This is a genomic window from Roseitalea sp. (genome assembly GCF_984466335.1).
The window spans coordinates 1-12,720 of record NZ_CFIFWG010000087.1 but is presented as its reverse complement, the minus strand read 5'-3'; the positions used below and the strand labels follow the sequence as shown (position 1 = coordinate 12,720).

Here is a 12,720-nt window from a genome sequence, read left to right as displayed (position 1 = left end):
ACCTCGTCGACGCCCACCCGTCCGGAGATGATGCGCCCGGCATTGACGTCCATATCGTCGCTCAGACGCTCATACATGTCAGGGTTGGCGGCGATCTTGATCACCGGAGCCAATGCCGAGCCGACCACCGAGCCGCGGCCGGTGACGAACAGGGTCATGTGCGCTCCGCAGGACATCAGTTCGACGATTTCGGCATTGTCGGAGATGTTGGGGAAGCCGAAGCGCACCTCGCCGTCGGGCACCACGTCCAAAAGGTAGAGGCCGCCGCGCGGGGCGATGTCGCCGGGCTTGATCAGCCCGGATATGCGCGACTGACCCGACTTGGCGTAAGCGCCCAGCGACTTCTCCTCGATCGTCGTCAGGCCGCCATCGGCGTTGCCCGCCGCAAAGCTGCCATAGCCGAGCGTGGCATAGTAGCGGGCGGCCTTGTCGATGGATGCGCGCAGTTCAACCCCAAGCGCGGCGGTGGCGGCGCGCGAGACCATGATGTCCTCGCAGCCGATCAGTTCGCCGGTCTCCTCGAAGATGCAGGTCGCACCGCTTTGCACGAACCGGTCGAAGGCGCGGCCCACCGCCGGATTGCCCGAAAGGCCCGATGTTCCGTCCGAGCCTCCGCAAACCGTGCCGATGACGAGTTCGCCGACATCCATTGGCACGCGCCGGGCACGGGCCAAGGTTTCGATGGCGTCGGCGACAAAGGCGCGCCCCCGTTCGACGGTCGAGCGCGTGCCGCCCTGTCGCTGGATCACCAGCGTTTGAACGGGCCGCCCGCTGCGCGCGACGACCTCTTGCAGTTTCCGGCGGTCGAAGCTTTCGCACCCGAGGGAAACGAGCAGAACGGCGCCCACATTGGGGTGCGTGCACAATCGCTCCATCATCTTCTGGGCGTAGGGGTTGGGAAAACAGCCCGGAAACCCGATCACATGCGCCTTTTCAGGCGTCGGCGCGACGATCTGGCGGGCGACATGGTGCGCGCATTCCACCAGATAGGCGACGGCGACGATGTTGCGGATGCCCTTGCGGCCGTCGGCGCGTTGAAAGCCCGTGAGCGCCGTCATCGACCCGCCCCTTCGTCGGGCCCCTCGGGCGGCAGGGCGTAGGTGGGCGTGTAATCGCTTTTCACATTGTGGATATGGACATGATCGCCAACCCGGATGGGAACGGTCGCGGAGCCGATGGGCGCGCCATACTTGATGATCTTGTCGCCCACGCCAATGGCCTTGGCCGCAAGCTTGTGGCCCATGCCGACACGGTTGCCGGTATCGACAAGCGCGCCCGCCACCATGATCGGCTCACCGGGCTCGATGGCCTTTCGCGCCACCAGCACATTGTCGCCAGGCGCGAGCAGAAGCAGCCTGGGATCGCTCCGCGGGACCGTCTCGGCGCTCATGTCGCCGGGATCAACCTTAAAGTTGGGCAAAGGTGGCATTGTCGATGAGGTCCCAGTCAAGTTCGATGCCAAGGCCCGGCGCTTCGGGCATGGTGGCGATGCCGTCGGCGATGGGCAGCGGTTCCTTGAGGCCGAAATCGAACGTGTCCATCGGCCAGAGCAGTTCCAGATAGGTCGAGTTGGCGATGGCGCCGTTGAGGTGCAGGTTCACCAGTTCCAGCGGATGCAGGATACAGGTGTGCAGTTCGCAGTTGACATGGAAGGCCTCGGCCAGCCGGGCCGTCTTGAGCGTGCCGGTGATGCCGCCGGTCCAGCTGGGATCGGCACGCACCGCATCGACCACGCGCGTGGCGAGGCATTCGGCGACCGAATAGGGATGCTTGGCCAGAACCTCGGTGCCGACCACGGGGATGTCGAGCACGCGGGTCAGTTCGCGCAGCGCCCCGAAAGCCTCGTCGGGCAGCGGTTCCTCAAGCCATTTGTAGCCGAGCTTTTCGAGTTCGCGGCCGAAGCGGATCGCCTCTTCGAGCGTGTAGGGCTGCACCGGATCGGCCATGAGCGTGAAGCCGTCGCCGACCGCTTCGCGCACGGCACGGTGAATGTCGATGTCTTCTTCGACCGTGCGGCCAGGCGGGTGGGTCTTGTAGGCCTTCATGCCGGCGGCTTTGACGGCGGCAGCCTCGGCGGCATAGGCATCTGCGTCCGGCAGCATCATGGACGAGCAGTACACCGGCACCTGGGAGCGAGTACCGCCGATGTAGCGCCAAAGGGGCTGCCGGGCGGCCTGCGCGCCGAGCAGCCAGAGGCAGCAGTCGACGGGCCCGTAGACATAGATCGGCAGATGGTGCCACCAGCGGTCCGCGGTGCGCCAGTCGTGCCATGCCTTTTCGCGGTCCAGCGCGTTGCGGCCGACGAAGAACTCACGCAGCGAGGCGGCGGCCAGATGGCCCGCGCCCAGGGCCGAGCGGCCGGCGAAGCCGAACATGGAGGCCGAAGACCCATCGGCACACCCGACCGTGTAGACCAGGAACTCCATGGCGTCCTGGGACTGGCCGTCGCGGGTCGCGCCGCCGGCCAAAGAAGACCCCGCATGGCGGCAGCAGCGGACGTCGAAACTGGTGATTTTCATGCCTTAGAACTTTCCATATTGAAGATACGCATCCTGCGGATCGACGCCCTCAAGAATCGCCTTGCGAACAAGACTTTCGGTCTGCATGGCCTCAAGCGAGGCGTCGATGACGTCGTCAAGCGTGTCGGCGGGCACGCGAACCATGCCGTCGCGGTCACCGTGCAGCCAGTCGCCGGGCGCAATGCGCACATCGCCCATCGTGATGGGAACATCGGTCGCGGTCGGCAGCCACAGACCGACGACATCGCGCGGCGTGTTGTGGGTTCCCCAGCATGTAAAGCCGAGGTCGAGGATGAAGTTGGTGTCGCGCAAACCGCCATCGACCACGCAGCCAAGCACCTTCTTGCGGTGCAGCGTTTCGGCCGAAAGTTCACCCATTTGGGCGATCAGATGGGTGTGCGGTTGGCAGCACCAGATGGAGCCGGGCCTGGCCTTGGACAAAAGGCCCGTCCAGGCCAGGAGCGTTTCATGGGCGCTGGCGCTTTCATCCAGGCGCCCCTCGATCGTGAAGGCGGGGCCGACCAGCGTCCGGTCCGGCTGAAGCGGCCGGATGGAGGGCGGCAGGGTGAAATTCTGCTGGCCCATGGCACGCAACACATCGTGCACCACGGCCGAATAGCAGCGTGAAAACGTTTCAACGCGCGGATCAGGGGCGGCCTCAGCCATGATGGAACACCTCTTCCATCATCGCCCACCACTCGCCCTGCTTGCGGGTTTCCAGCGGAACCTGGCAGGGCGTGCACACATCCCACCATTGCCGGGTGCGCGGATCGGCGGCCATCCTGGCGGCATCGGCCGCAAAGTCGGTGCCGGTATATTCCCAGTAGCCGAACAGGAGGTTTTCGGGCTCCCTCAGGAAGATGCTGTAATTGGTGATGTTGCATGCCGAGATCATGGCCAGAATGTCCGGCCAGACCTGCGCGTGCAGTCTTTTGTAGTCGGCGACCCTTTCGGGCCTAAGCCCGATGACCATTCCCATGCGCTGCATGTTCATCGGCTCCTTTCGTTGCCTGTTGGTGTGTCCCGCAAGGCTCGAACCGAGCGGCCCGTCTCGGCGTCGAACAGGTGCAGCTTGTCGAGCATCATGCGGAAGGGCAGCGCCTCGCCCTCTTCCAGATGGCGCGGATCGAACATCTTGCCCTGCACCTCGTGGCCGGCGAGACGCGTATAGATAAGCGTCTCGGTGCCGAGCGGTTCGGCAAGCTCGACGCTCATCGTCAGATCGGCCATTTCCGCGCTTTCATGGATGCCGTGGCCGATGGGCGTCAGATCGTCGGGCCGGATGCCGACGGTGACGGCGCGCCCGTCGCGCGCCTGTTCCCTCAGGCGCGTGGGCACGGGAATGGCGGTCCGATCGTCCAGCATGATGGCGCCGCTCCGGATCGTCGCCGGTATCAGGTTCATGGGCGGCGAGCCGATGAAGCTGGCCACGAAGGTGTTCACCGGATGGTTGAACACCTCCATGGGCGTTCCGACCTGTTCGATGTGGCCGTCCTTCATGATCACGATCCGGTCTGCCAGCGTCATGGCTTCGACCTGATCGTGCGTCACATAGACGACCGTGGTCTTGACCTTGTGGTGCAACTTCTTGATCTCGGTGCGCATCTGCACGCGCAGCTTGGCGTCCAGATTGGACAGCGGCTCGTCGAACAGGAACGCATCGGGGTGCCGCACGATGGCCCGGCCCATGGCCACGCGCTGGCGCTGGCCGCCCGAAAGCTCGGCCGGAATGCGGTCGAGCAGCTCCGAGATGCCCAAAATCCCGGCCGCCTCCATCACCCGTTCCTCAACGAGGCTGGACGGCTGACCGGCGATCTTCAGGCCGAAACCCAGATTGTCGCGCACATTCATGTGCGGATAGAGCGCATAGTTCTGGAACACCATGGAGATGTTGCGCTTGCGCGGGGGAAGCGCGTTGACCAGCCTGTCGCCGATCAGGATGTCGCCGTCGGTGATGTCTTCGAGGCCGGCGATCATGCGCAGCGTGGTCGACTTGCCGCAGCCCGATGGGCCGACCAGGACGACGAACTCGTTGTGCGCGATCTCCAGGTCGATGCCGTGGACCACCTCCAGCCCGCCATAGGCTTTGGTGATGTTTTTCAGTGAAATCGCCGACACGGCATCATCCTTTCACGCCGCCGAACGTCAGTCCGGAGATCAGGTGTTTTTGAACCAGGAAGGTCAAGGTCAGCGCCGGCACGATGATGATGACGGCCATGGCGCACATGCCGGCCCAGTCGATCGTGAACTGCGCGGTGAAATCCATCAGCCCGACGGGCAGGGTTTTGGAATCGGTGGAACGGGTGAGCTGGCTGGCCAGCGCGAACTCGTTCCAACTGGTCAGGAAGGCAAAGACGCCGGCGGCCGCGATGCCCGAACGCGCCAGCGGGAACTCGATCTTCCAGAACGCCTGCCAGCGGGTGCAGCCATCCACCTGCGCCGCCTCGGACAAAGAGAGCGGGATCTGGCGGAAGAAACCGTCGATCAGCCAGATGGTGAAGGGCACGTTCAGCGACACATAGACGATGATGATGCCCATCTGCGTGTCGATCAGGCCGAGGCGCGACCACAGCATGAACACGGGCAAGGACAGGGCGATGCCCGGCACGGCGCGAAACAGCATGAGGCCCAGAAAGATGGAATTCTTGAAGCGGAAGCGAAAGCGCGCGAACGCATAGCCGCCGGCCATGCCGATGACGAGCGCGATGACCGTCGAGGTCGAGGCGATGACCAGCGAGTTCCAGAAATAGCTCAGGACGGGAATGGCGACCTGATCCTCGCCGAAGCCGAAAATCTTGGCGAAGTTGGTCAGCGTCGGGTTCTGCGGCACCCAGACGGGCGGCTTGGCCAGAATCTCGCGGTTGGGACGGAAGGCCGACAGCACGACCCACAGTCCGGGCACGCACATGATGACCATCAGCAGGAAGGTTGCCACCCAAAGCGAAACGGCTTTGACCTGTGATTTCAAGGCCCGGTTCATTCCGCACCTCCCATGTAGCGACGCGCGGCCACAAGCTTGGTGAAGAAGTAGTAGGTGAACAGGATCGACAGGATGGTCGAGACATAGGCCATGGCGTTGGCCTGGCCCATGCGCGCATTCTCATAGCCGGTCCGAGCGATCATGGTCCACAAAAGCTCTGTGCGCCCGGCCGGACCGCCATCGGTCATCACCGCGACGATGTCGTAGGCGCGCGCCACATCGAGCGAGCGGATCGTCATGGCGATGAAGGCGAACGGCATGATGAAGGGCAACGTGATGTGCCGGAACACCTGCCACGGGTTGCAGCCGTCCACCTTGGCCGCTTCGAGGGGCTCGCGGGGCATGGCGAACAGGCCGGCAAGCAGCAGAATCGCGAACACCGACGTGCTCATCCACACTTCGGCGAAGATGATGGAAAACATCGCCAGCCGGCCGTCCACGAGCCAGGGAATGGCCTGATCGGTAATGCCCAGCGATTGCAGCGCATTGTTCAGAACGCCGATATTGTCGTTGAAGATGAACTTGAACTGAAAGCCCACCAGAATGGGCGAGAACATCATCGGGAACATCATGATGGTGCGCAGTGTGCGCTGCCCCCAGGTGATCTTGTTGATCAAAAGCGCGATCGCCAGGCCGAGCAGGAACTCAACATTGAGCGCGATAACCAGGAAAAGGATCGTGCGGCCGAAAGCGGTCCAGAAATCCTCGTCCGTGAACAGGCGCACATAGTTGCGCAGCCCGATGAACACCTCGATCGTCTCCGGCCGCGTCAGGCGGTAGGGCGTCAGCGACGTCCAAAGGGAAAACAAAAGCGGCAAGGCCACCACGAACAGCATCGTCAAGATGGCTGGCGAAAGCAGCAGGACGGGCGTGAGAGCCGTCTGTCGCGTGCGAAGAAAACGGAGCATGGGCTGTACCGGCCGGAGCAAGGGCTGGGACCGGCGCGTGCCTTGCGCGCGCCGGTCCGTTCTGATGTTTAGCGATAACCTGCGTCTTCCATGATCAGGAGAGCTTCGTCGGCCGCGTCATCGAGCGCTTCCTGTGCGCTCTTGTCGCCGACGATGGCCGCCTGCAATTGCGGCCACAGAACGTTGGACACCTCGATCCATTCGGGGATCAGCGGCGGCGTGAAGGCATCTTCGGCCATCGATTGCCGATAGGTCTCAAAGACCTCGACCATGAAATCATTGCCGGCGGCGGCGAATTCGGCGATCGCATCGTCCCAGACCTGCGTGCGGGTGGGCAGCAGGCCGTTGCGCGCTTCGACCATCTGCCGCTCATGGTCGGTCAGGAAGGTGACGAAGGACGCCGCCGCCTGCGGATTGTCGCATGTCTGGGTAATCGAGAAGCTGTGCGAGCCCGACCAGCCGGTGCGGATGCCGGCCGACCCCATAGGCGCGCGAACGAGGCCCACATCACCGGCGATGGCGGAGTTTTCGGGGTCATTGAAGAAGGCCGACCAGCCGGCCCAGTCCAGATTGACGGCGACGGTGCCGGAGGCGAAACCAAGGCCGGTATCGTCCCAAAGATAGTTGGGCACGCCGACAGGGACGGCATTGGCCCGGTAAAGGTCGACGAACCACGAAAGGGCGCGCACGCCCGCTTCCGAATTGAACGCCGGCGCCCAGTCGTCGGTGAACAATTCGCCGCCCTCGGCAATCAGCATCTCGTAGAAGCGGCCGGTGACCGCCTCGTCCTTGCCGACGAACTGCGTGCCGAAGAAATCGGGCGGATCGGCGAAGAACATGGCCTGGTCGGAGACCTGCTGCCAGGTTTCCGGCGGTGTGAGCGCATAGCCATATTCGGCTTCGAACCGCGCCCGATTGTCCGCATCCTGATAGAGCGAGGCGATATAGAACAGGTTTGAAACATCCGAATGGCGCGGCAGTTGAACGAGGCGACCATCGACGGTGCCATGCTCCAGGACAAGCGGCACGAAATCGTCGAGCACGTCCTGTGAAATCAGATCGCGAAGATCGGCATAGATGTTGCCGTATTGCGGCGCAAAGCTGGTATGGTTGGAACCGACGCACCAGTCCAGCGTGCCGGCCGCGATGTCCTGCTTGATTTCACGGTCCAATTCGAAGTGGTTCTTGCGCGAAAGGATTTCCACGCTTGCGCCGGTCGCCTCTTCCCACCGCGCGATCGTTGCGTACAAGGGTTCATACTGCGCACCGCCGATAAGCTTCACGCGCAGCGTGTAGCCCTCGAACGAACCGTAATCACCGGCTGCCAGAGCGGTTCCGGCGAGCAAGGCGGACGCCAGCGTGGCCGTTGCCGCCCTCATCAGTGTTTTCGTACCTGGCATTGTTTCTCTCCCTAGGTGTTCAGCCGGTTGCGGGTGGGCGAGCGAGGCGCCCGGCGCTTATGAGGCGCCCTTGCCCGTGCTGCCTTCCGCCGGCCTGAGATCGGAAAGCAGTTGGGAATAGACCTGTTCGGTATGTTCGCCGAGAAGAGGCGCAGCGCGGCCTGATTTGAGCGTTTGCCCGTTGAGCCGGACAGGCCCGCGCAACGCGGTCAACGCGGCCTTGTCGCTGCGCTCGATAATCTGCTCGAAGTCCAGCGTCTTGAACGCTTTGGACGCCAGCATTTGGGGCCAATCGAGCACTTCGGAGCACCAGATATCGGCCGGCTGAAGGATGGCCAGCCATGACGCCGTCGTACGCTGGCTGACGGCATCGGCCATGATCGCCTTGATCGTGTCGCGTTCACGCATGAGCGCTTTGGGATCGTCGAAAAACGGCTCCAGCCCGGCAATGCCCATCAGCGCGGCGAGCGCCTTCAAAGAAGGCGTCATGGCGATCGCCAGATACCCGTCGCTCGTCCGGTAAACGCCGTAGGGCGCGCCCAGATAGGCGTGCGCGCCATTGACCGCGCTGCGCTCGGGCATCCGTCGTCCGTCGTTGAGGTGGGTGGTCAGCGCCTCGAACTGAAAGTCCACCATCGCTTCGAAGAGCGAGGTGTCGACCCGCGCCCCCCTGCCGTGGATGCCACGACCGACGAGACAGGCCAGAATGCCCTCGCACAGCGCATGGCCCGCCAGCATGTCGGCCACCGCAAGGCCCATCGGCATGGGCGGATCGTCTTTGCTGCCGGTCAGCCACAAAAGTCCCGAGCGCGCCTGCGCCAACAGGTCCTGCCCAGGCAGCTGCCTCCACGGGCCATCCTCGCCATAGCCCGATATCGAGCCGTAGATAATGGTGGGATTGACCGCCTTGACGGCCTCGTACCCCAAACCCTGCCGCTCGATGACGCCGGGCCGGAAGTTCTGCACCATCACATCGGCGGCGGCGATCAGGTCGAACAGTTTTGCCCGGTCCGCCTCGTTCTTCAGATCGGCGGTGATGGATTCCTTGTTGCGGTTGATGGCGTGGAACAGCGAATTGTCGCCGGCGATCTCGACGTCGGAGAGATAAAGATGGCGGCAAAGATCGCCGCTGCCGGGCCGCTCCACCTTGATGACGCGCGCGCCCAGATCGGCCAGCTTGAGCGTGCAGAAGGGTCCGGACAGGAACTGGCTGAAGTCAAGAACGGTGAGCCCGGCAAGCGGGCGCTCGGCCATGGGAAGGTCTTGCATGCGCAGGTCGCTCATCGGCGGCTCTCCGCGTAGCGCGCTTGAAGATCGTCGAGCGTCGTCTCGATGCCGCTTTCCCCGCGCAGGAAGCGGTGGACGATGTGGCCCGCCTCGTCCTGAAAGCGCATATAGCCGCCATAGCGCGGTCGCAGCCAGGCGGTTTCCAGCGTCCGCCGCGTGTTGACGAAGAAATCGCGCGTGGCGGCGTTGCAGACCGCATCCTCCCACGCAACGGCGTTGGCCGGCTGCCCGCCGGCGGTGAAGAACAGCGTTTTCTGGCATTGCGCACCGGCGATCCAGAAGGCGTACGCGACAGCTGCATCGCGGTGCGGGGAAGACGCGGACACCGCGATGCCGGTGCCGCCAAGCACCGTGCCGCCCGGCCCGTTGTCGCCCAGACCCGGCGCATCGGCAAAGCACAAAGGGAAGCGGCGGTAGCGCTGCCGGCTGTAATTGGTGTAGCCGTAGCCGAACGGTGAATAGGCGGGCGCCTCTTCGGTGCGCGCCAACCATTCGTAGATGCCGATGGGGTCGAGCGTCAGGCACCGCGGATCCATCAGCGCGACTATCTCGGCCATCCGTTCCAGAACGGTGCGGCCCTCGTTGCGGGCGATCAGCGTCCCGCCTTCAGCCAGCGAGAAACCCTGGTTGCGGGCAAGCCCCATGAAGGTCATCAGCGCGTTGATGGGAATGAGCGCGAACGCCACCTGCCCGCGCCTTGCAAGCTCCAGAACCTCGCTCCAGCGCGAGGGGGCGCCATCCAGCCTGTCCGGACGATAGGCCGCGACCGGGGTGGCCGCATCGATGGCCAGCGCCCACTGCCGGCCATCAAATTCGTAGGAGCGGTGGGATGCGCCCACAGACTGGCCGGCCAGCACCTTCAGCTCCGCGTCACGGCCCAGACCATCCAGCGGAAGCAGGAGGCCGCTGCGCGCCACATCGCCGACATGGGGATGATCGATGACCATCAGATCGTACGCATCGGCCATCTGTTCGATAGGGCGGTCGGCAAAGGCTTGAAGGGAGCGCTTCTCCCACCGGATGGAAACGCCCGGATTGGCCTCGGCAAAGGCCTGCGACGTCGCCACCATCGGATCGTAGCCGCGGCTGTGGTCCCAGGTCATGCCTTTCAGAAGAACAGGCTCAGCCATCGGCGGATGCCTTTCGCGCCGCTTTTTCCGCCTGAACCTTGTCGGCCTCCTCCTGGAAAGGCGCCGGATCGCGGTAGAGCGCGGTCATCAGATGCTCGGCGTAAAGAACCTGCGCGCCATCATCCTTGAAGACCGAGTAGCTGACGCGGACCTTGCCCATGGTGTGGCTGTGAACCATCTTTTCCAGGTTCTGGCGAAGGGTGTAGATCGTGTCGCCGATAAAGACCGGCGCGATGAAACGCAGGCGATCGTAGCCATAGGAAAAAGAGTTCAGGCAGTTGGTGGCGGCAAGACCCAGGCCGTAGGAGAACACCATGGCGCCGGAGACCAGTCGCCTGCCGAACGCGCCCTGCTCGGCCGCAAAAGGTTCATCGGAAACGTAAGGGTGATGGTCCATCACCAGCGAGTTGAAGAGCATCGACTCGCCCTCGCTGATCGTGCGGCGAAGCGAGCGGATGGTGTCGCCGACCTGAAAATCCTCGAAGAACCAGTCCTCGGCGTTCCAAACGGGTATGCGGGCATGTTCGTCCGGCAAGCCCGGCAGGCTGCGCGCGTGCGTGCCGATTTCCGCCATGTTTCCTCCGTTTTCTTTTATTTATAAAAGATGATTTCATATGTAAACAGATCAGTCGAACACCAGGCCGGGCAGCCACAGCGAAATGGCGGGCACGAACGTCACCAGCGCCAGAGCGAAGACGGCGGCGATGAACAGCGGGACGGCGCGGCGCGTGAAGGCGCCGATGCTGACGCCGGTGATCGAGCAGGCCGTGTACATCAAGGTGCCCACGGGCGGGGTGACGCCTGCGATCGTCAGATTGAGCACCATGACGACGCCGAAATGCACCGGATCGATGCCCAGACCGGAGGTGATCGGAACGAACAGCGGCGTGAGGATGATAAGCGCCGCCCCTCCCTCAAGAACCATGCCGACCACGATCAGGAGCACGTTGATGAGAAGCAGGATCACGAGCGGATTGCTTGAAAGCGCGAGGATCGCATCGGAAAGGCGGGTGGGAAGACGCTCCCAGGACAGGAAAAATCCGAACGCCTGCGCGGCGCAGATGATGAGCATGATCACCGCGGTCGCCACGGCGGCCTGGCAGAACATGGAAGGAATCTGGGCGAGCCGGATTTCGCGATAGACCACCAGCCCGACAAACAGCGCATAGCATACGGCGATCGCACCGGCCTCGGTGGGCGTGTACCAGCCAAAACGGATGCCACCGAGAATACCTATAGGGATCATCAGGCCCCACATCGCATCCGCCAAGGCGCGCGCCCGCTCGCTCCAGCGTGCCGGCCGCTCGCGCGAGGGCGGATATCCTTCCGCCCTGCTGATCCTGCCCACCGTCACCAAAAGCAGGGCACAGATCAGGGCACCCGGCAGGAGGCCGGCGACGAAAAGCCGGCCGATGGAAACATCGGCGAGAAAACCGTAAAGGATGAGGCCGATGCTCGGCGGTATGATGGCCGTTATAATGGCGGAAAATGCGGTCACGGCGGTCGAAAACGCCTTGTCGTAGCCGCGCTCGGTCATCTCCGGCACCAATATGGTGCTTTGCACGGCGGCATCGGCATTGGCCGAGCCGGACATGCCGCCCATCATGGTGGACAAGAGCACGTTGACCCTTGCCAGACCGCCGATCATGTGGCCGACCAGCGTGTCGGCCAGATGCATGATGCGCCCCGTGATCCCGGCGCGGTTCATCACGATGCCGGCAAGGATGAAGAAGGGAATGGCCAGCAGCGGAAAGCTTTCGGTCGCGCTGACCATGCGCTGGACGAAGGTCTGCGTCGGCAGCCCGTCGGCGCCCAGAAAGAAGGACAGCGCGGCGATCGCCAGACCCAGCCCCACCGGGGCATTGAGAACAATGAGGAGCGCCAGCACGAGAAAGGGCACGGCGACAACGCTCATGGCCGCCCCGCAATGAGGCGAACGGCCCTGGCAGCGGAACCGAGGGCAATCGAGGCGAAGCCGATCGCGACCGCCGCATGGATCACCGTCGTCGGCAGCCGCAGCACGGGCGTTGGCCTGTCAAGGCTCGCAAGGCCGATCTTGACGGCGAGGAAAACGATATAGGCAAGCGCCACGGCGAGGAACAGGTCGACACCGGCGGCGAGCCAGCGCCGCACCGTCCTTGGAAGCGGTGCCGTGACGAGATCGACCCCGACATGAAGGCCGCGCTTGGCGCCGGCTGCCGCGCCGAGAAAAACCAGCCAGGCAAAGCCGATGGTCGCCAACTCGTTGGACCAGACCGCCGGCTGGGGCGCGACGTATCGCGCTATCACGCCCCACACGACCGACAAGAACACGATGGCAAGCGCCAGCCCGGCGAGCGCCTCTTCCCATTTGGGGCCGTTGCCGGACATCCAGCGCATGGTTCTATTGATCCAGGATCGCCCGCACCTGCTCGTAAAGGCCGTCCGACCAGTCGGGAAACTTGGTGTACACCACCGCCGTCGCCTCGCGCATCGCACCGACATCCACATCGTTCA

General features: G+C 63.7%; 14 protein-coding genes. All 14 read right to left on the bottom strand.

Annotated elements, in window-relative coordinates:
• Positions 1–1,058: UxaA family hydrolase (locus tag AC5E6L_RS09345; RefSeq protein WP_491772832.1), on the bottom strand; the 1,058-nt coding region annotated here is incomplete at its 3' end.
• Positions 1,055–1,390: a UxaA family hydrolase gene (locus tag AC5E6L_RS09340; RefSeq protein WP_491772830.1), complete on the bottom strand. Its 336-nt coding sequence runs from the start codon at positions 1,388–1,390 to the stop codon at positions 1,055–1,057. The genes AC5E6L_RS09340 and AC5E6L_RS09345, both read right to left, overlap by 4 nt.
• A gap of 16 nt (positions 1,391–1,406) precedes the next feature.
• Positions 1,407–2,519, bottom strand: a complete 1,113-nt coding sequence (locus AC5E6L_RS09335) for an enolase C-terminal domain-like protein (RefSeq protein WP_491772828.1) — start codon at positions 2,517–2,519, stop codon at positions 1,407–1,409.
• Between the two features lie 3 nt (positions 2,520–2,522).
• Positions 2,523–3,185, bottom strand: coding sequence for an RraA family protein (locus AC5E6L_RS09330; RefSeq protein WP_491772826.1), 663 nt, complete (start codon positions 3,183–3,185; stop codon positions 2,523–2,525).
• A complete protein-coding gene (locus tag AC5E6L_RS09325; protein ID WP_491772824.1) occupies positions 3,178–3,507 on the bottom strand; it encodes an L-rhamnose mutarotase in 330 nt (109 codons plus the stop codon). The genes AC5E6L_RS09330 and AC5E6L_RS09325 overlap by 8 nt, the downstream gene beginning before the upstream one ends.
• A 2-nt stretch (positions 3,508–3,509) precedes the next feature.
• The gene (locus tag AC5E6L_RS09320; RefSeq protein ID WP_491772822.1) at positions 3,510–4,637 is read right to left on the bottom strand and encodes an ABC transporter ATP-binding protein; all 1,128 of its coding nucleotides are present in this window, start codon (positions 4,635–4,637) and stop codon (positions 3,510–3,512) included.
• A gap of 4 nt (positions 4,638–4,641) precedes the next feature.
• On the bottom strand, positions 4,642–5,499 hold the full coding sequence (locus AC5E6L_RS09315) for a carbohydrate ABC transporter permease (RefSeq protein ID WP_491772820.1): 858 nt from the start codon (positions 5,497–5,499) through the stop codon (positions 4,642–4,644).
• Positions 5,496–6,407 carry a carbohydrate ABC transporter permease gene (locus tag AC5E6L_RS09310; RefSeq protein WP_491772818.1) on the bottom strand — a complete coding sequence of 304 codons (912 nt, stop codon included), beginning with the start codon at positions 6,405–6,407 and terminating at the stop codon, positions 5,496–5,498. Before AC5E6L_RS09310 ends, AC5E6L_RS09315 begins: the two co-directional genes overlap by 4 nt.
• A gap of 68 nt (positions 6,408–6,475) precedes the next feature.
• Positions 6,476–7,807 carry an ABC transporter substrate-binding protein gene (locus tag AC5E6L_RS09305; RefSeq protein ID WP_491772816.1) on the bottom strand — a complete coding sequence of 444 codons (1,332 nt, stop codon included), beginning with the start codon at positions 7,805–7,807 and terminating at the stop codon, positions 6,476–6,478.
• A gap of 57 nt (positions 7,808–7,864) precedes the next feature.
• Positions 7,865–9,091 (bottom strand): CaiB/BaiF CoA transferase family protein, encoded by a 1,227-nt coding sequence (locus AC5E6L_RS09300; protein ID WP_491230353.1) that lies wholly within the window; start codon positions 9,089–9,091, stop codon positions 7,865–7,867.
• The gene (locus tag AC5E6L_RS09295; protein WP_491230354.1) at positions 9,088–10,224 is read right to left on the bottom strand and encodes an extracellular solute-binding protein; all 1,137 of its coding nucleotides are present in this window, start codon (positions 10,222–10,224) and stop codon (positions 9,088–9,090) included. The genes AC5E6L_RS09300 and AC5E6L_RS09295 overlap by 4 nt, the downstream gene beginning before the upstream one ends.
• Positions 10,217–10,798 (bottom strand): MaoC family dehydratase, encoded by a 582-nt coding sequence (locus AC5E6L_RS09290; RefSeq protein ID WP_491230355.1) that lies wholly within the window; start codon positions 10,796–10,798, stop codon positions 10,217–10,219. Before AC5E6L_RS09290 ends, AC5E6L_RS09295 begins: the two co-directional genes overlap by 8 nt.
• A gap of 51 nt (positions 10,799–10,849) precedes the next feature.
• The gene (locus AC5E6L_RS09285) at positions 10,850–12,139 is read right to left on the bottom strand and encodes a TRAP transporter large permease (RefSeq protein WP_491772813.1); all 1,290 of its coding nucleotides are present in this window, start codon (positions 12,137–12,139) and stop codon (positions 10,850–10,852) included.
• Positions 12,136–12,603: a TRAP transporter small permease gene (locus AC5E6L_RS09280; RefSeq protein ID WP_491772811.1), complete on the bottom strand. Its 468-nt coding sequence runs from the start codon at positions 12,601–12,603 to the stop codon at positions 12,136–12,138. The genes AC5E6L_RS09285 and AC5E6L_RS09280 overlap by 4 nt, the downstream gene beginning before the upstream one ends.
• Positions 12,604–12,720: the final 117 nt, after the last annotated feature.

What these genes read in the sequence shown, in the direction of transcription:
- AC5E6L_RS09340 (WP_491772830.1), bottom strand. Translation starts at nt 1,390, where the DNA reads ATGAGCGCCGAGACGGTCCCGCGGAGCGATCCCAGGCTGCTTCTGCTC.
- AC5E6L_RS09335 (WP_491772828.1), bottom strand. Translation starts at nt 2,519, where the DNA reads ATGAAAATCACCAGTTTCGACGTCCGCTGCTGCCGCCATGCGGGGTCT.
- AC5E6L_RS09330 (WP_491772826.1), bottom strand. Translation starts at nt 3,185, where the DNA reads ATGGCTGAGGCCGCCCCTGATCCGCGCGTTGAAACGTTTTCACGCTGC.
- AC5E6L_RS09325 (WP_491772824.1), bottom strand. Translation starts at nt 3,507, where the DNA reads ATGCAGCGCATGGGAATGGTCATCGGGCTTAGGCCCGAAAGGGTCGCC.
- AC5E6L_RS09315 (WP_491772820.1), bottom strand. Translation starts at nt 5,499, where the DNA reads ATGAACCGGGCCTTGAAATCACAGGTCAAAGCCGTTTCGCTTTGGGTG.
- AC5E6L_RS09310 (WP_491772818.1), bottom strand. Translation starts at nt 6,407, where the DNA reads ATGCTCCGTTTTCTTCGCACGCGACAGACGGCTCTCACGCCCGTCCTG.
- AC5E6L_RS09305 (WP_491772816.1), bottom strand. Translation starts at nt 7,807, where the DNA reads ATGCCAGGTACGAAAACACTGATGAGGGCGGCAACGGCCACGCTGGCG.
- AC5E6L_RS09300 (WP_491230353.1), bottom strand. Translation starts at nt 9,091, where the DNA reads ATGAGCGACCTGCGCATGCAAGACCTTCCCATGGCCGAGCGCCCGCTT.
- AC5E6L_RS09295 (WP_491230354.1), bottom strand. Translation starts at nt 10,224, where the DNA reads ATGGCTGAGCCTGTTCTTCTGAAAGGCATGACCTGGGACCACAGCCGC.
- AC5E6L_RS09290 (WP_491230355.1), bottom strand. Translation starts at nt 10,798, where the DNA reads ATGGCGGAAATCGGCACGCACGCGCGCAGCCTGCCGGGCTTGCCGGAC.
- AC5E6L_RS09285 (WP_491772813.1), bottom strand. Translation starts at nt 12,139, where the DNA reads ATGAGCGTTGTCGCCGTGCCCTTTCTCGTGCTGGCGCTCCTCATTGTT.
- AC5E6L_RS09280 (WP_491772811.1), bottom strand. Translation starts at nt 12,603, where the DNA reads ATGCGCTGGATGTCCGGCAACGGCCCCAAATGGGAAGAGGCGCTCGCC.